The 16,279-nt window shown below is 67.2% G+C and carries 16 protein-coding genes; 9 read left to right on the forward strand and 7 right to left on the reverse strand.

All coding sequences use genetic code 11. The features are described 5' to 3' along the window. Positions 1-431 precede the first annotated feature (431 nt). From OG214_RS09760 to OG214_RS09790, 7 genes are all read left to right on the forward strand, one after another. The gene (locus OG214_RS09760; protein ID WP_405984531.1) at positions 432-923 is read left to right on the forward strand and encodes a hypothetical protein; all 492 of its coding nucleotides are present in this window, start codon (positions 432-434) and stop codon (positions 921-923) included. 43 nt (positions 924-966) lie between these two features. Continuing rightward, positions 967-1,626: a Crp/Fnr family transcriptional regulator gene (locus OG214_RS09765; protein ID WP_363081548.1), complete on the forward strand. Its 660-nt coding sequence runs from the start codon at positions 967-969 to the stop codon at positions 1,624-1,626. 102 nt (positions 1,627-1,728) lie between these two features. After that, positions 1,729-2,544, forward strand: coding sequence for a hypothetical protein (locus OG214_RS09770; RefSeq protein WP_405984532.1), 816 nt, complete (start codon positions 1,729-1,731; stop codon positions 2,542-2,544). A gap of 54 nt (positions 2,545-2,598) precedes the next feature. Continuing rightward, complete coding sequence (locus tag OG214_RS09775; RefSeq protein ID WP_363081546.1) at positions 2,599-4,857, forward strand: hypothetical protein; 2,259 nt, start codon at positions 2,599-2,601, stop codon at positions 4,855-4,857. A gap of 122 nt (positions 4,858-4,979) precedes the next feature. Continuing rightward, complete coding sequence (locus tag OG214_RS09780; RefSeq protein ID WP_405984533.1) at positions 4,980-5,555, forward strand: hypothetical protein; 576 nt, start codon at positions 4,980-4,982, stop codon at positions 5,553-5,555. A gap of 939 nt (positions 5,556-6,494) precedes the next feature. Continuing rightward, the gene (locus tag OG214_RS09785) at positions 6,495-7,343 is read left to right on the forward strand and encodes an IS5 family transposase (protein ID WP_331746046.1); all 849 of its coding nucleotides are present in this window, start codon (positions 6,495-6,497) and stop codon (positions 7,341-7,343) included. Then, positions 7,340-7,738: a hypothetical protein gene (locus OG214_RS09790; protein ID WP_331746043.1), complete on the forward strand. Its 399-nt coding sequence runs from the start codon at positions 7,340-7,342 to the stop codon at positions 7,736-7,738. The genes OG214_RS09785 and OG214_RS09790 overlap by 4 nt, the downstream gene beginning before the upstream one ends. 87 nt (positions 7,739-7,825) lie before the next feature. Here OG214_RS09790 and OG214_RS09795 read toward each other — a convergent pair whose 3' ends face one another. From OG214_RS09795 to OG214_RS09810, 4 genes are all read right to left on the reverse strand, one after another. Then, on the reverse strand, positions 7,826-8,218 hold the full coding sequence (locus OG214_RS09795; RefSeq protein WP_363081543.1) for a type II toxin-antitoxin system death-on-curing family toxin: 393 nt from the start codon (positions 8,216-8,218) through the stop codon (positions 7,826-7,828). Further along, positions 8,215-8,409: a ribbon-helix-helix protein, CopG family gene (locus OG214_RS09800; protein WP_031089472.1), complete on the reverse strand. Its 195-nt coding sequence runs from the start codon at positions 8,407-8,409 to the stop codon at positions 8,215-8,217. The genes OG214_RS09795 and OG214_RS09800 overlap by 4 nt, the downstream gene beginning before the upstream one ends. Positions 8,410-8,650: 241 nt before the next feature. Then, positions 8,651-9,979, reverse strand: a complete 1,329-nt coding sequence (locus OG214_RS09805; protein ID WP_405984534.1) for a class I SAM-dependent RNA methyltransferase — start codon at positions 9,977-9,979, stop codon at positions 8,651-8,653. A gap of 156 nt (positions 9,980-10,135) precedes the next feature. Then, positions 10,136-12,325: an APC family permease gene (locus OG214_RS09810; RefSeq protein WP_405984535.1), complete on the reverse strand. Its 2,190-nt coding sequence runs from the start codon at positions 12,323-12,325 to the stop codon at positions 10,136-10,138. A gap of 228 nt (positions 12,326-12,553) precedes the next feature. Between OG214_RS09810 and OG214_RS09815 the strand changes: the two genes are divergently transcribed. Both OG214_RS09815 and OG214_RS09820 read left to right on the forward strand, forming a co-directional pair. Beyond that, positions 12,554-13,222 carry a TrkA family potassium uptake protein gene (locus OG214_RS09815; protein WP_363081540.1) on the forward strand — a complete coding sequence of 223 codons (669 nt, stop codon included), beginning with the start codon at positions 12,554-12,556 and terminating at the stop codon, positions 13,220-13,222. Next, the gene (locus OG214_RS09820) at positions 13,222-13,899 is read left to right on the forward strand and encodes a TrkA family potassium uptake protein (RefSeq protein ID WP_093594355.1); all 678 of its coding nucleotides are present in this window, start codon (positions 13,222-13,224) and stop codon (positions 13,897-13,899) included. The genes OG214_RS09815 and OG214_RS09820 overlap by 1 nt, the downstream gene beginning before the upstream one ends. A gap of 265 nt (positions 13,900-14,164) precedes the next feature. On the opposite strand, the gene OG214_RS09825 is transcribed toward OG214_RS09820, so the two are convergent. The 3 genes from OG214_RS09825 to OG214_RS09835 all read right to left on the reverse strand — a co-directional run bounded on the left by OG214_RS09825 (position 14,165) and on the right by OG214_RS09835 (position 16,267). Further along, entirely contained in the window at positions 14,165-14,992 is an 828-nt protein-coding gene (locus tag OG214_RS09825) for a DUF3159 domain-containing protein (RefSeq protein WP_363081539.1), read from the reverse strand. Positions 14,993-14,995: 3 nt separating this feature from the next. Beyond that, positions 14,996-15,382 carry an OB-fold nucleic acid binding domain-containing protein gene (locus OG214_RS09830; RefSeq protein ID WP_363081538.1) on the reverse strand — a complete coding sequence of 129 codons (387 nt, stop codon included), beginning with the start codon at positions 15,380-15,382 and terminating at the stop codon, positions 14,996-14,998. Between the two features lie 195 nt (positions 15,383-15,577). Further along, positions 15,578-16,267 (reverse strand): response regulator, encoded by a 690-nt coding sequence (locus tag OG214_RS09835; protein ID WP_363081536.1) that lies wholly within the window; start codon positions 16,265-16,267, stop codon positions 15,578-15,580. Positions 16,268-16,279: the final 12 nt, after the last annotated feature.

Below are 16,279 nucleotides of genomic sequence, written 5' to 3' on the forward strand. Positions count from 1 at the left end.
TCCTTCTTCAGCGGTTCCAGGATCGCCACGCACTCCACGTGGTGCGTCATCGGAAAGGTGCTCCTAGGGCGAGGTCCTGAAAATACAGGTCAGAGGCACTTTCCCCGAGCTGGATTGGGAGCGTCAGACAGTCGAAGCGTCAAACGAGCGTCACGGCTGACCAGCCCAGACTCCGCGATCCCGGCTACCGTTCGGCAGCGGAGGCGCGGGAGCGCACTCGTTCGCGGACGTGACACCAGACTGCAGGCCGACAGCTGACTCGACCATGCGACGCCACGCCTGCGCAGACCCCGCCAGCCTTGCTTCGGAGACCGAGAAGTGATGGACCCAGCGCTCCTCGTGCCCTTCGGTGGGCAACACCCCTTGGCGGCTGCCAGCAGGCTGCTTACTGCCATGACAAGCAGGCGAGGGCTGCGGAGGGTGTGGGCGGTATGCAGGAGCCATGGGAACTTCCGCCGGAGGTACAGCGCTTGCAAGGACATGCCGATCGCGCCTTCGTCGAAATACAACGGGCGGATACAAAGGCCACGACGTTGTGTGGAATAGCCGGTGGATTACTGACCGCAGGCGTCGCCGTACTGTCGAGCACAGATGGCATGCCCCTGCTCACGACGATCTTGCTAGTACTGACGTGCCTGCTGCTGATAGCCGCGCTGGGGGCTGCGTTGCTCACCCTTCGACCCGCAGTCCCAAGGTCGGGATTAGGCGCCGAACTGATGAGCGATGCGGTCGTCCACCACCGGGTTGGCGTGAGCGAGGCCGCGCATGGGGAGCTTGAACGGCATGTCGAGGCTAACCGACTACAGGTGCTTGCCTGGCTTGCAGACAGGAAGCTGCGAGCGGCCCGCCTGTCCGTTGATTTTGCCCTAGCAGCTCTCACGATGGCTGGAATGTGCCTATTGAGCAATATTCTGGTTAGTTGAGACGATCACCTGAGTGTGTCGGGGCCGCACAGCAGAGGGACCTATGTATAAGCCGCATGCCACGGTGATCGGCGACAAGTTATGGGCACATCTGAAAGCGCTCGCACCGCAGCGCATCAGGCCAGCTCGGAGTGTGCTGCTCCGCCAGGGAGATCCAGCAACGCACGTGATCGTGCTGGAGGCAGGGTCGACGTTGATCACCCTGACCGGGGACTGCGGGGGAAGGACACTCCTCGCCGTGCGCGGCGCCGGTGAGTTGCTCGGGGAGCTAGCCGTTCTGGACTCCCAGCCACGCACCGCCACCGTCATCGCTGCCGAGCCCTGCCTCATCCACATCGTTCCGGCCGCCGCCTTTCTCAGCTTCGTCGACGAGCATGACCTGCTCGCCCCTCTGCTGCGTCGTGCCATCGCTCGCGTAAGGGAATCGGAGGCCGTCCGGCTCGAACTGGCCACAGCGTCCGTCCCGCTGCGTCTGGCATCGGCTCTGTCGCGACTGGTAGAAGCCGCATCCACTTCGGCGTCGGATCTCGCCGTGCGCCTGACACAGACAGAGCTGTCTCAGATGATCGGGGCTTCCCGCAACGCGGTAGTCAACGCGCTCAAGCCCTGGCGCGAGCAAGACTGGGTCCGAACCACCTCCGGTGGCGGGCTCCTCGTTCGCGACATCCATTCGATTCAATCGCACGCGCGTACGCAGGCGTGACGGGTCGCACTCCAGGCGTGCCCACTGCTGGGCAGCGGCAGCTGTCCCGTCCGATCAGCATGGGCACTCCCCTGACCGCCTGTGCCGAAAGGACGGTGCCCGATGGATGCGCCGCTGCACGCAGAGTCCTTGGACGTCCCCGCTGAGCTCGCCCTGGTGTCCATCGACATGGAGAAGTACAGCCAGATCCCCGAGGCGAGAATGGCCACCGTACGGTGCGACTTGGACAACATCGTGGTGACCACGCTCGCCAAGTGTCAGCTGCCAGCCCCTCAGAACATTCCCGGGGGTTACAAGGACAACGGCGATGGGGCGATCCTGCTGTTCCCGCCCTCGGTGCTGGCCCAACTCGTGGACCCGCTGCTGGTCCAGCTCAATGCGGCACTGATGCGCTACGAGCAGCAGCGTCTGGCCAGTAGTCCCGTCCTGCGACTGCGGGCCAGCGTGCACGTCGGCCCTCTGTCTGTGCCCGACCACCGCGGTAACGCCATCAACGACACCACCCGACTGCTCAACAGCCAGGCGACCCGCCAAGCGCTGTCGGCCGCGAAAGACAGCGGTGCATTTCTCGCGGCCGCCCTCTCCGAGATCGTCTACCAACGCACCGTCCACGCAGGCCGCACGCCGGACCTGAGCTCACACCACTTCCTTGAGGCGATTGCCCGCGTCAGCGACAAGCCCGGCTTCGAGCAGCCGTGCCGGATCCACGTGCCGGGGCTGACCGGACCGGCCGTACGCCCCTACCTCAACGACGCCATATCGCCAGCTGCCGCTTACTCATCGCCCGAACGGCCGAGCGATGCGTCGACGGCACCAGTTGCCGACAGCGGCGGCACGTTCCAGTTCCACGGTCAGGTCAACGACCCCACGATCGCCAACAGCATCAAAACCCTGCGGATCGACCGCCGCCAGCGGTGAGGCGTCCGCCCGCCCACCCCACTGTCTTTCGCCGAGTCACAATGGAGTTCCCGCATGCCTGACGGCCCATTCGACCCCGCCCACTCCGACTCCACCTCGCCGACCGGCGAGGCTGGCGAGGATCAGCCCAACGGCTCCGGTAGCTGGCTGCAACGATGGCGTCCCAGCGCCGGCGCTGTCGATCGGCCGGAGTCGAACCTCGACACCCCATTCGTCTCCGCCGTTCCCCCGTCGCCGGACGCAGTCCCACCCCTGCCGCACGTGCATGAAACCAACAGTGCAACAACGAACGTGTATGGGGGAGTCGACGTCGTTGCCAACGTCGTCGAACAGCTGATCCTGGAAACCCGGAAGCGGGATTTGCTGGAGGGCGTCGAACAAGACCGCGAGCAGTTGCTCGATCAACCGTTCGCTCGCAGCACGCACTGGAAAACGCTATGGGACCAAATCATCGATCCCACCACCAGTCGCCCTCACCGGCCCGTGATCATCATTGTGGCGCCCCGCTCATGCGGCTCCACAACCCTCGCTCTGCGACTGCTGGCCGAACACACTGCCGGCCACACCACCGTGGTCAAGCTGGACGCGGACTGGCAGACTCCCAGCAAGGGCCGCCTGCCGCTCGAGAAGGCACACGCCTATCAGCTTGACCTCAAGCACCCGGAAAACGATCAGGTCTCAGCCGACTTCCTTAACGCGCTGTCGGAACACGCCATGCACCTCCGGGACTGCCGTTCCTATCTGGTGCTGACCGTGGCACAGGACCTGTGGAAGGATCACCGCCTCAGCGACCGTGACGGCATCCAGGTGGTTCGTCTGCGCGAGGCGCCCGATGCCCGGAAAGTGGTCGAGGCGCATCTGGACGCCCACGGCTACGGACAGTTGGTCACATCGCTGCGTTCCTTCCCCAAGGCGACCGCTTCCTTGGACGGACTGACGGCAGTGGCCGCCGTGCGAGCCGCACAGACCGCTGCGATGGCTTGGAAAGAACACATCCACACCAATTCCACGCTGTCGCTCGTACAGACCGGCAGCGAGGTTGAAACCCCCACCCTGGAAGAACGCCTCATCGCGGCGCTGACCGACTGGCGCGGTGAACTCGACAGCCGGTTCGGCGAGATGAACAGCCTGCACACCCACGACAACCCCTCCCTCACCGTGGAGGACCGTTGTCTGCTGCTGGCCCTGGCTGTGCAGCAATCCGCGCCTATGCCCGTCATCGCACGCAGTGCGGCAGTTCTGCTGAAAGCCATCGCAGACATTCCCGACGCTCCCGGCACAGCAGCAGGATTCTCTCCGCCCCTCAGTTCCCTGGCCGGACGGGGAATGCGTCGACGTGTCCAGGATATCGGGGGCCGAGTCGACATGCAGGACACCGTCATCTTCGACCGACCTGCCTACGGGCGCGCGGTCCTGGAGTACGTCTGGGACAACTACGACGTTATGCGCAAGCCCTTGCTGACTTGGCTCGTCGCGACATCTCAAAGCGATGATCCCGAAGACCACGCAGTGGCCGCGCTGGCCGACTTGACTGTGCGACACGGAACAGTGGACTACCTCACAACACTGGGCGAACTCGTCGGCGGCAATCAGCCGAAGGTACTCGGTGCGGTCATGGAAAGCGCCGTGCGCAACGAGCATGTCGGACGCCTGGCTTGGGCAGCGCTGTACGGGTGGGCGGAACAGAGGAGTTACGCCGCCGTCGTGATCGCATTGTGCCGACGCATCCTGGAAGACACCTCCGCCGCCACTGCTCTGGCCAAGCGAGCAATGGTGCGCCTGCGCCGCGTCGCGCACAAGAACACGGACGCCACCGTAGTCAGCCAAGTCCAGGCCGCCTTCGACGCGCTGGCCCAACACCCCACCGTGGCCCAGCGACTGGTCGGCGAGGTTCAGAGCTGGCAGCAGGGCAAGGGCTCCTCCAGCCGCAGCGGCGCACTGGCCTTCCTCGCATTGATGACCGTACGCCACGACGGCACACCGTGGCTCGTGCGCACACCTCCCGCCACCATTGAGGTAGAGCGTGCCGTCCACGACCTGCTCTCCTCTTCGGATACCGCCGCCGAAGTCATCTCGCGGCTGACGGACTGGATCCGTTCCTGCGCCAGCGATCCCAGCGCTTATACCCAGTTGCGCGAACAGCTCCTGCCAGCACTGCGCGGCCATAACATGTTCGAGGCTGGCATGAGTCTCATGAACGAGCTGCGTGGCATCTCCACCGCTGAGGGAGTCAGCGTGGCTGACGACTTCTATAGACACCTCGTCGACAGCCGTCTTCGCGCGGTCTTCCCGCTCGAAGAGAGCCTCGCGTGAGGTGGTCATGGCGCCGCGCAGTCCGTACGAGCAGGTCTGTCCAGCCGCGTCTGCTGCCCAGTGCCTCCGACGACATCGCTTTCGAGGCCGTGTACACGATCACCTGGCGACCACTCCGGCGTGTGCCTCTCAATGTGGAGGAGACGGTACGCGCCACCGCGCACGCCACGGCTGTTGAAACAGCGGCAGGTCTGGGAGCCTCGGATGTGGCCGGCGCACAGGACGCCATCAACGCTGCCCTCGGCCGTCTGCCTCGACGCGCCCTGAACTACTGCCTGCTGAATGCCCACGCGGATCTCGGTCTACCCACCGCAGCATTAGAGCTACTGGCGCAGCGGGCGGCGGACGAGCAACGCATCCGCCGCCTGCGCTTCTTGAAAGAGAACCTTTACGATCACCCAGATCTCGTCGTCCTGGACCAACTTGAGCACCACGCACTCGGCACCTTGGGCGACAACCATGTTGCCGAACTCCAGCGCTTGGCTCGTCTGATCTGCTCCTGCGACCGCTGGTGGTTCCCGCTCCTGCAGCAATGGGAGCAGGTTGGGCAAGGGTTCACGGACGTCGAGAAGCGACAGCAGGCAATGCTCGTGCTGTCCGACTCCCTCAAGGCTCTCAACGGCGGCAGCCTGCCCAGCATCATCGCGCCGGTGGACACACCTGGGTCTGCAGGAGCGTCTCGAAGGGCGCATTCATGAAACTCGTCCTGTGGCGAGTGCTGCTGGACCCCCTAACCAGCTTTCGAGCCCTGGTCATTCAACGGCGCAGCGCAACCGCCCTGTCGTACGATGCCGCTTGGCGCCAGGCCCGCCTGCACCGTTGTCCCGACGAAATGGTCTACCGACTCAACGGCCACCAAGCCGCCGCACACCCCGACCCGTCGTCCAGTGGACGGACATCCTTCATACTGCCCAGGAACGACGAGCCGACCGACCGGTGCTCCTGACTTTGCCTTCCGCAACCACAAACGCCTTCGCGCTGTCTGTGGGGGACAGCAAACGTAGACGGTCCGGACTCGGAGAGCGAGGCCGGGGTACACCGTTCCCCAGTAGCTGCACCTCTGCTCCGACGTCGTGGACCTGGACGAGGCCGAGGCACAACTGTTCGAACTGGGTGCGTACAAGCCTGCTCGTCAGTTTCATGGGGCCGGAAGACGGCCCTCACCAAGCCGTGTGGGCATCCCTTCTGCCTCGTCAGCGGCTGATCAGGGAACGTCGCCCCCTGTACGCCTATCTCGACACCCAGCACACCGTGGCGGGCAGCAAGGGTCGACTCGCCACCGTCAATCTTGTCCACGAGCACGTCACCGAAAGCTCCTTGAAGAACTCCCTCGTTTCCGCCAGGGCGTGACCGTGGTCGAGGGGAGACCCGCTTCTGCCGGGGTTGGGAAAGACGCAGCACATCGAGATTGCGCGACGTCCTGCCCCACGTCGCGGATGAGGACCCGATCAGTCAGATCTGAGCCCGGTCCCGGTCTGATCATGAGAAACCCCGGTGGTGCGTGAGAGCCGGGCACGCGCGTGTCCGGCTCTCAGTGGGCGGTTCGTGAGTCTTTGAGTGGTTCTGCTGTCGCCTGATGGTGTGGCAGCGGGGCGGAATCTGCCGGTCCGCGGTTGTTGATCTGGTGATGTGTTCGGGTGAGTGAACGCAAGCCGTATCCGAGTGACTTATCGGACGAGCAGTGGTCGTTGATCGAGCCGGTGATCACCGCGTGGAAGGGCCGGCACCGCTCGGTCAGCGGCCACCAGGGCGCGTACGACATGCGGGAGATCGTGAACGCGATCCTCTACCAGGGGCGGACCGGCTGCCAGTGGGCCTATCTCCCGCACGACCTGCCGCAGAAGAGCGCGACGTACTACTACTTCGCCGCCTGGCGGGACGACGGGACCGACCAGGTCATCCATGAACTCCTGCGCTGCCAGGTCCGCGAACGCGCCCGACGATTAGAGGACCCGACCTTGGTGGTGCTGGACACCCAGAGTGTCCATGTGGCCGCCGGGGTCCCCGTCTCCACGAGTGGCCATGATCCGGCCAAGCGGGTGCCCGGCCGCAAGCGGGGCCTTGCCGTGGACGTCCTCGGCCTGGTCATCGCGGTCGTCGTCCTCGCTGCGAACACCCACGACAACGCCGCGGGAAATCTCCTGCTGGACCAGGTCGCCGAGCACGCCGGCGGAAGTGTCCGCAAAGCCCTGGTCGACCAGGGCTTCAAGAACCAGGTCGTCGCGCACGGCGCCGGCCTGGGGATCGACGTCGAGATCGTCCAACGCAACCCGCAGGTCAAGGGGTTCGTGCCGCAGCCGAAGCGGTGGAGGGTCGAGCAGACCTACGGGATCCTGATACTGCACCGGCGCCTGGTCCGCGACTACGAGCACCGCCCGTCCTCCTCCGTCTCCCGCGTCTACTGGGCGATGACCCACGTCATGACCCGGCGCCTCACCGGCGCGAACGCCCCCACCTGGCGCGAGACGGCGGCGGTGGCGGCGTGAACCTCCGGCCCCTGCTCGATGCCCTGGACCTGCAGGAAGACGCCGCCCGGGCCCTGGCCGACGACCTTCGTGCGCAGATCGACGGCCTGCAGACCCGGTTGCGGGAGGCCGAGATGCACCTGGAGCACCTCGCGATCACCCGCAAGACCGTCACCAGCCTTGCCGACCGGCTCCCGGCCGTCGCGCCGGACCTGCCCGAGCATCCGGACTACCCCCGCATCCTTGCCGCCTTCAACCACACGACCGGGCCGCTACGGGCCAAGGACGTCTGCGAAGCCCTCGGCCACGAACTGCTGCCGAAGAACGTCGAAGGCACCCGCGCCAAACTGAAACGCCTGGTCAAACTCGGCATCCTCACCGAGGCCGACACCGGCAACTTCGCTCGAAAGCAATAGCCGACCGAACCTCCACCAGCGTCCTTGCTCCCACCTCAGCCAGAAAAGGACATCACCTTACGAACCGCCCACTCACGACGTCGTGTGTCAGGAAATAGGGAACCAGACCGACAGGCGCTTGGCGATGACCGGTACATCGATGTTGTCCTGCGCGACTTCCTCGACAAACGGGCCGGCAATGGAGACAGGCGGCGGGACGGTACCGGCGCTGACGCCGTTGAATCGCAGGAAAACACGCATGGCAAGCCAGGCGGTGCGCTTGTTGCCGTCGATCAGCGCGTGATTTCGGGCAACGGAGTGCAGCAGTGCTGCCGCCTTCTCGTGCAGCGTGGGATACAGCTCGGCTCCGAACACATTGGTCCGGGGCCGCTCAATCGCCGACACCAGAAGTCCCATGTCACGCACGCTGTGCTCGGTACCGTTGACCGTGCGAGCAACGGCCAGGATCTCGTCGATCTGGATGTAGCGCACTTCGGTCACTTCAGGTAGTCCAGGATCTCCGCATCGCTGTCCATGAGCTCGGCCAAGACGTCATCGACCTTCAGCTCGGCCCGATCCTGGGCGTCACGGATGGCCTCAATGGCAAGCTCCTGCTTGCTGCGGCGCTCCCGACGAGCACGCTCGGTGAGCTTCGCGTCAAGGTCGTCAGGGAGTCGGAGTGTCATCGCCATACAGCGATGATACCGACCTGGTATCTGGGTGGCCAGGTGATACCAGCCACTCGAGACCTCGGACCACGGCGCCGTCCTCCATGTCCGACCGGCCCGCACTCTCGGTTCCCATACGAGCGCGACCGAGGTAGCAGCTCAAACCGCCGATGGGGAGGTCCTGTGGGACGTTTGAGCCGGAGTCCTTGCCCCCGGTCCGCGTGACCCGGGCCGGAGGGACCCGTGAGGTTGAGACTTCCGGTGTTCAGGAGCCCTTAGCCATCGGTTCCAGGATCGCCACGCACTCCACATGGTGCGTCATCGGGAAGAGGTCGAAGGCGCGCAGTGTGCGGGGGCGGTAGCCGCCTTCGTGGAAGTAGGCCAGGTCTCGGGCGAGGGCCGCCGGGTCGCAGGCTACGTAGGCGATACGGCGCGCGCCCAGGGTGGAGAGGTGTTTGACGGTCTGCTTGCCGGCGCCCGCGCGCGGGGGGTCCAGGACGATCAGGTCCGTCTCGGTGATGCGGGTGCGTGGCAGGACCTGGTCGACCTTGCCCTGTTCGATACGGACGCGGGGCAGGTCCTGGAGGTTGTGCCGGGCGTCCTCCACCGCGCGCTTGCCGGACTCGATGCCCAGCACCGCGCCCGTCTCCCCGACGCGTTCCGCGATCGCCCCGGCGAACAGGCCCACCCCGCAGTACAGATCGAGCGCGGTCTCGCCCTTCCTCGGCATCAGGCCCTGCATCACGGCCTCGACGAGCAGTTGGGGAGCGCTCGGGTGCACCTGCCAGAAGCCGCCCATGCCGACGCGGTACGTACGGCCGTCGGCGCGCTCGCGCACAAAGGCGCGGCCGTGCACCCGGTGCACGCCCCCGTCGTGCTCCTCCACGCGCAGTACGGACACGGGCCTGTCCAGTTCCACCAGCGGCAGCCGGCCGCCCTCGCGCGGGGTGAGGATCACCTGGCGGTCGCCGGAACCCGATGCCGCGATCGCCTCGACCGTCGCGATCTGCGGCCACTCGCGCCGCTCGACGCCCAGTTCGCTGACGCCCTCCGTGGCGATCATGCAGTGCTCGACCGGCTCGACGTCGTGCGAGCGGTGCCTGCGCAGCCCCGCGCGTCCGTTCTCGTCGATCGCGTACTGCACGCGTGAGCGCCACGCGGGGACCTCGCCCGTCGGCAGCTTGTCGCCCGGCGCTGGCATGACGGTCCCGTCCCAGCCCGCCTCCTCGGGGGTGAGGCCCGCGAGCCGGTGCAGCTGCTCGGCGATGACCTCGCCCTTGAAGCGCCGCTGCGCGCCGGGCTTGGCGTGCTGCCAGTCGCAGCCGCCGCAGCGGCCGGGACCGGCGTACGGACACGGCGCCTCGACCCGGTCCTTGGACGCGTCGATGATCTCCACCGCGTCCGCGCGGAGGAAGCGGGAGTCCTCGTCGCCCTCCGTCACCCGGACACGGACCTTCTCGCCGGGCAGGGCGTGCCGTACGAAGAGCACCCGGCCCTCGCCGGTACGGGCCACGCAGTGGCCGCCGTGTGCGACGGGGCCCACCTCGACCTCGTACTCCTCCCCGATCAACGAAGCCTGCGGTTCTGTGTGCATGACGGGGTGGCTCCAAAGGATCAAGGGTGCGAGGGACATTCGAGGGACGTTCGGGGACATCGAAAGGCGTCGAGGGATACGACGCGTCGACGGACACGGCGGGACACCAGCCCACCAGTCTACGTGCGTGTCACCCGGCCGCCCGCCACAGACAGCTCAGTCCCTGTCCTTGCCCCCGCCACCGCTGCCGGTCCCGCCACCGCCGCCGGTCCCGCCCCCGCTGCCCCGGCCGCTGCCGCCACCGCCGCCGGTCCTGCCCGCGTTGCCGGCGCCCCCCGGAGCGGTGCCGGCGTCACCCCCGTTACCCGTTCCCGATTCCCTCGGCCGCGCGTCCACGGGACCCCGTCGTACCGACCCCGGCGCGTTGTACGCCCGCCGCTTCTTCGCCCGCTGCTTCGCCAGCTCCGACGATTCGAGCTGGTACGGGACCGACGTCACCATGACCCCAGGCGTGAAGAGCAGCCGCCCCTTGAGCCGCAGCGCGCTCTGGTTGTGCAGCAGATGCTCGTACCACCGGCCGACCACGTACTCCGGGATGTACACGCTGATCGCGTCACGCGGATTCTCGGTCCGCAGGCCCCGTACGTACTCGATGACCGGCCGTGTGATCTCGCGGTACGGGGAGTCGAGGATCTTCAGCGGCACATTGATGCCACGCCGCTCCCACTCCTCCCTGAGCGCCTTGGTCTCGGCCGGGTCGACGCTGATGCTGAGCGCCTCCAGGGTGTCCGAGCGCATCAGCTTGGCGTACGCGAGCGCCCGCAGCGTGGGCTTGTGGACCTTGGAGACCAGCACGATGGAGTGCACCCGGGAGGGCTTGACGCTGTCGTCGGACGGGCCCTCCTCGGCGGCGATCTCGTCGGAGACCCGGTCGTAGTGCTTGCGGATCGCGGTCATCGTTCCGTAGAAGATCACCATGCCGAGCAGCGCGACCCAGGCGCCATGGGTGAACTTGGTGGCGAGGACCACGATCAGCACCAGCCCCGTGAAGAAGGCACCGAAGGTGTTGATCGCGCGCGAGCGGATCATATGACGGCGCTTGGCCACGTTCCGCTCGGTCTTGAGATGGCGGTTCCAGTGCCGGACCATACCGGTCTGGCTGAGCGTGAAGGAGACGAAGACGCCGACGATGTAGAGCTGGATCAGCCGGGTCGAGTCCGCGCCGTAGAGACCCACCAGCAGGGCCGCGGCGCCCGCCAGCAGCACGATGCCGTTGGAGAACGCGAGCCGGTCGCCGCGGGTATGGAGCTGCCGGGGCAGATAGCGGTCCTGCGCGAGGATCGAGCCGAGGAGCGGGAATCCGTTGTACGCGGTGTTGGCCGCCAGGAAGAGGACGAGCGCGGTGGCCGCGGCGAGAAGGACGAAGAAGAACGTATCGTCGCCGAAGACGGCGGCGGCGACCTGGGAGATCACCGGGTTCTGCACATAGCCCGGCCCGACGGGGACACCGTCCCTGAGCAGATCCGTCCCGGGGCTCTCGGCCATCTTCACATCGGTGGCCATGGCCAGGCCGATGATGCCGCAGAACATGGTGACGGCGAGACCGCCCATCAGGGCGAGCGTCGACGCGGCGTTCCTGCTCTTCGGCTTGCGGAAGGCCGGCACACCGTTGCTGATCGCCTCCACGCCGGTCAGCGCGGCACAGCCGGAGGAGAAGGCCCGCAGCAGCAGGAAGACGAGCGCGAAACCGGCCAGTCCCTGCTCTTCGGGCTTGATCTGGAAGTCGGCCGTGGGCGCCTTCATGGTGTCGCCGAGCGCCAGTCCGCGCACCGCGCCCCAGACGATCATGATGAACACCGCGCCGACGAAGACATACGTCGGAATCGCGAAGAGCTTCCCGGACTCGCGGACGCCGCGCAGATTCATCAGCGTCAGCAGCACGATTATCGCGATCGCGCAGAGGACCTTGTTCTCCACGACGAAGGGGATGGCGGAGCCGAGGTTCTCCACCCCGGAGGAGATCGACACGGCAACGGTCAGCACGTAGTCGACGAGCAGCGCGCTGGCGACGGTGAGACCGGCCTTGGGGCCGAGGTTGGTGGTGGCCACCTCGTAGTCGCCGCCACCGCTCGGGTAGGCGTGCACATTCTGGCGGTAGGAGGCGACCACGGTGAACATGAGCACCACGACGGCCACCGCGATCCACGGGCTGAAGTGGTAGGCCGACACACCCGCGATCGACAGGACCAGGAGGACCTCTCCCGGCGCGTACGCCACCGAGGACAGCGGGTCGGAGGCGAAGACGGGCAGCGCGATGCGCTTGGGGAGGAGCGTTTCCCCCAGTCTGTCGCTTCGCAGCGCCCGCCCGATGAGAATCCGTTTGGGCACGTCGGTCAGTTTGGACACGGACAGGATGCTATGCGTTCGAACAGCCGCCCGTGCGGGCAGCACCCCTCTCTCTTGTCAGGTCGAGCCCTCACGTGGATGACTGGATTGTCACCCCTGCCGCATAAGCTCGACCCGGGGAATCGTCGTATACGGTCTCCCGCTTGGTGCCCGGCAGGTCGAGAAGGAAGAGTGAACAGGGTGTTTTCGCAGGTCAGCAAGGCGACCAGGAGTGCGGGGTAAGTCCACGTGCACATCGTCATCATGGGCTGCGGCCGGGTGGGAGCCGCACTCGCGCAGACCCTGGAGCAACAGGGGCACACAGTCGCCGTCATCGACCAGGACCCCACCGCGTTCCGCCGGCTCGGCGCGGGTTTCGGCGGCCGTCGCGTCAGCGGGGTCGGGTTCGACCAGGACACCCTGCGTGAGGCGGGGATCGAGGAAGCCGGCGCCTTCGCGGCGGTGAGCAGCGGAGACAACTCCAACATCATCGCCGCGCGGGTGGCCCGCGAGATGTTCGGCATAGAGAACGTCGCCGCCCGTATCTACGACCCGCGGCGGGCCGAGGTCTACCAGCGCCTGGGCATCCCGACGGTGGCCACGGTCCGCTGGACCGCCGACCAGCTGCTGCGCCGGCTGCTGCCGTCGGGCGCCGAGCCGCTGTGGCGCGACCCCAGCGGCGGGGTGCAACTGGCCGAGGTGCATACGGCATCGAGTTGGATCGGGCACAAGATCAGCACGCTCCAGGAGGAGACCGGCGTACGCGTCGCGTTTCTCACCCGGCTCGGCGAGGCGATGCTGCCGACGTCCCAGACGGTGCTCCAGGAGGGCGATCTCGTCCACGTGATGATGCGTACGGACGACATCGAGAAGGTCGAGGCGGCATTCGCCGAAGGACCGGAAGGAGGCGGGATCTGATGCGTGTCGCGATTGCCGGAGCAGGCGCGGTGGGCCGTTCCATCGCGGGCGAGCTGCTGGAGAACGGACACGAGGTCCTGCTGATCGACAAGGCGCCGACCGCCATCTCGGTGGAGCGGGTGCCGCTGGCCGAGTGGCTGCTGGCGGACGCCTGTGAGATCACCTCGCTGGACGAGGCGGCGCTCCAGCGCTGCAATGTCGTGATCGCCGCGACCGGGGACGACAAGGTCAATCTGGTCGTCTCGCTGCTCGCCAAGACGGAGTACGGCGTGCCGCGGGTGGTGGCCCGGGTCAACAACCCCAAGAACGAATGGCTGTTCAACGAGGCCTGGGGCGTCGATGTCGCGGTCTCCACCCCTCGGCTCATGTCGGCGCTGGTGGAGGAGGCGGTGAGCGTCGGTGATCTGGTGCGGCTGCTGCGCTTCAGCCATGGCGACGCGAATCTGGTCGAGCTGACGCTGCCGCCGGAGTCGGCCGTGACCGGCACGCTGGTGGGCGATGTGACCTGGCCCGAGGACACCTCGCTGGTGACGATCATCCGGGGTACGCGCGTGCTGACGCCGAATCCGGAGGAGACGCTGGAGGCGGGTGACGAGCTGCTCTTCGTCGCGGCCCAGGCCCGTGAGGAGCAGTTGGAGGACCTTCTGTCGGTCCGCCGCGAGGACGCGACGGGCTGACCGCGCCCCCGCGCACGCGGCCCGCGCGAAAGGGCCCGGCACCTTGGGTGCCGGGCCCTTTCCGTTTCCGTATGTCCGCCACCCGGTGGTCCCCACCGGTCACGAAGCCGCCCGCCGCCGGCACCGCGCCAGGCCCGTACGCGCGACACCCGGGCTCAGCCTGCACCTGCCCGGCCCCGCGACTAGGCCTCGGCTCGTACGGGCGACGCCCGCGGTCAAGCGCTCGCTCCCGGTCGGTCTCAGCCCACGGTCGGCGTTCGCGCTCTCAGCGCTCGCGACGGTGGCTCGTCGGGCCGTCCGGGGTGGTCGCGGCGGCGGCCTTGCGGGCCTTCTCCGCTTCCTCCTCCGCCTCCATCTCGGCGAAGACATCGATCGGTGCCGGAGCCTTCGCCAGGAAGACCCAGGTCAGATACACGGCCAGCAGGAACGGCGGGATCTTCAGGGTGATGAGCACCCAGCCGAGCTGGGTCGTGTCCGCCCACCAGTAGAGCGGGAAGAGGATCGCGCACTTGGCGAGCAGGATCAGCCCCCACGCCCAACTCGCCTTCGCGTACGCCTTCTTGCGCCCCGGGTTCCGCGTCCGCCAGGAGAGGTTCTCCTTGAAGACCGGACCCAGGATCAGTCCGATCAGCGGTACGCCCGCCAGCGTGGTGACGATGTACGCGAGCGCCAGTCCCAGCGTGTAGAGCATGCCCGGCAGATAGAAGTCCTTGGCGTTGCCGGTCATCATCGCGAAGACGACACCGAAGGCCACCCCGAAGACGCCGCTGAACGCGTGCTTGACGGTGTCCCGGCGCACCAGCCGGACCACGACCAGCAGCAGCGAGACCGCCACGGCCGCGATCGCCGAGGTGTGCAGATCCTGGTTGATCGTGAAGATCGTGACGAAGAGCAGGCCGGGGACAACCGTCTCCACCATGCCCCGCAGGCCGCCGAAGGCCTCGAAAAGAGCCGCCTCGGTGACGGCTTTCGCGTCGGCCGCAGCATCCGGCCCTGCCGCACCGGACGGGCCTGCCGCACCGTCCGGCCCGGCAGGCCCGTCGGGTGAAGCGCTGGAAACGTTCGAGGCGGCGGGCTTGTCGAGTGACGTCACCGGCTACTCCTGTCCGAGCGGTCGGAGTTCGTATTTGGGATTGAACAGCACCCGCCGGCCGTGGCTCAGGGAGATCCGGCCGGAGGCGATCATTCTGCGGCCCGGCTCTATGCCCACGATGGAGCGCCGGCCCAGCCACACCACGTCCAGCGGGGCGGTGCCGTCGAACAGCTCCGCCTCCAGCGCGGGCACTCCCGCCCGCGGACGCAACGTGACCGTCCGCAACGTACCAGTCACCCGGACGATCTGGCGGTCGTTGCAGTCGGAGATCCGCGTGCACCCCGACGCCTGCGCGTCCTCCCGCAGCTCCTCGGACTCCAGATCCCCCTGGGAGCTGGAGAGCCGGTCGAGCATCCGGCGGAAGCGGCCGGTCGGCTTCTCAGCACTCATAGCTAGAGCGTACCGGGGCGAGGGGGTGCCGGATCCAGGGGCGCGGGCGCCGGATCCACACGTGATCGACGCCCGTCGTGACCGGCCGTCGTGACCGGCCGTCGAATCACCGACCCCCGAATCACCGACCGTCGCCCCTCGAATCACCGGCCCCCCGAATCACCGGCCGTCGGATCATCGGACCCGGCCGCGGGATCAACGCTCGAAGCGGTACCCCATGCCCGGCTCGGTGACGAAGTGCCTGGGGTGCGAGGGGTCCGCCTCCAGCTTCCGCCGGAGCTGGGCCATATAGACCCGCAGGTAGTTGGTCTCGGTGCCGTACGAGGGCCCCCAGACCTCCTGGAGGAGCTGTTTCTGGCTGACCAGCCGGCCGGTGTTGCGTACGAGCACCTCCAGCAGATGCCACTCGGTCGGGGTGAGCCGTACGTCCCTGCCCTCGCGGTGCACCTTCTTCGCGGCCAGATCGACGGTGAAACCCTCGGTCTCGACGACCGCGAGGGAGTCGTCGCCGTCCCCGCCCACCGGCTCGGCGCGTCTGACCGCGGCACGCAGCCGGGCCAGCAGCTCGTCCATGCCGAACGGCTTGGTGACATAGTCGTCCGCGCCCGCGTCCAGTGCCTCGACCTTCTCGTCGGAGGTGTGGCGGGCGGAGAGCACCAGGATCGGGACCCTCGTCCAGCCGCGCAGGCCCTTGATGACCTCGACGCCGTCCATGTCCGGCAGCCCGAGGTCGAGCACGACGACATCGGGGTGGCGCGCGGCGGCGAGTTCGAGCGCGCTCGTGCCGTCGGAGGCCGCGTCCACCTCGTACTTGCGTGCCCTGAGATTGATCACCAATGCGCGTACGATCTGCGGCTCGTCATCGACCACGAGCACCCGCGTCATAGGGTTCTGCCT

It is taken from the genome of Streptomyces sp. NBC_00872 (assembly GCF_045161915.1).
Lineage (GTDB): Bacteria > Actinomycetota > Actinomycetes > Streptomycetales > Streptomycetaceae > Streptomyces.

Coding starts and splice junctions, on each gene's coding strand:
- OG214_RS09760 (WP_405984531.1), top strand. CDS start 432: ATGCAGGAGCCATGGGAACTTCCGCCGGAGGTACAGCGCTTGCAAGGA.
- OG214_RS09765 (WP_363081548.1), top strand. CDS start 967: ATGTATAAGCCGCATGCCACGGTGATCGGCGACAAGTTATGGGCACAT.
- OG214_RS09770 (WP_405984532.1), top strand. CDS start 1,729: ATGGATGCGCCGCTGCACGCAGAGTCCTTGGACGTCCCCGCTGAGCTC.
- OG214_RS09775 (WP_363081546.1), top strand. CDS start 2,599: ATGCCTGACGGCCCATTCGACCCCGCCCACTCCGACTCCACCTCGCCG.
- OG214_RS09800 (WP_031089472.1), bottom strand. CDS start 8,409: ATGGCGATGACACTCCGACTCCCTGACGACCTTGACGCGAAGCTCACC.
- OG214_RS09805 (WP_405984534.1), bottom strand. CDS start 9,979: ATGCACACAGAACCGCAGGCTTCGTTGATCGGGGAGGAGTACGAGGTC.
- OG214_RS09820 (WP_093594355.1), top strand. CDS start 13,222: ATGCGTGTCGCGATTGCCGGAGCAGGCGCGGTGGGCCGTTCCATCGCG.
- OG214_RS09830 (WP_363081538.1), bottom strand. CDS start 15,382: ATGAGTGCTGAGAAGCCGACCGGCCGCTTCCGCCGGATGCTCGACCGG.
- OG214_RS09835 (WP_363081536.1), bottom strand. CDS start 16,267: ATGACGCGGGTGCTCGTGGTCGATGACGAGCCGCAGATCGTACGCGCA.